Here is a 267-nt window from a genome sequence, read left to right as displayed (position 1 = left end):
CACATTTTGTCCCTCTTTAATAAAATCTAACGATTTAAGATGGGGTAACTTTTGCTGTGCTTGTTCTGGTAAAGCATCTATGACTAACTCTTCTAACAATTTCTTTTGTGGAAAGTTAGCGATACGTATTCGATTTTGTTTTGACCGAATAAAGCGGTCATTCTTTTCCTGTTCTAAGACTTGAAGAAGAACCGTAAAGGCGTCGGTTGGATTGCGAAATGTTCCTTCTTCTTGTACCATTTTCCGAATACTGGGTAATCGTAATTC

1 protein-coding gene is annotated in these 267 nt (G+C 37.1%); it reads right to left on the bottom strand.

Going from position 1 to position 267, the window contains the following annotated elements; all coding sequences use genetic code 11:
* A partial coding sequence (locus HMPREF2811_RS11430; protein WP_246829826.1) for an ATP-binding protein occupies positions 1-267 on the bottom strand: 267 nt, incomplete at both ends.

Source organism: Globicatella sp. HMSC072A10, from assembly GCF_001811625.1.
In the GTDB taxonomy this organism is placed as follows: Bacteria; Bacillota; Bacilli; order Lactobacillales; family Aerococcaceae; genus Globicatella; species Globicatella sanguinis.
Note: the sequence above shows the minus strand (reverse complement) of the source record. Positions and strands in the feature narration are given on the sequence as shown.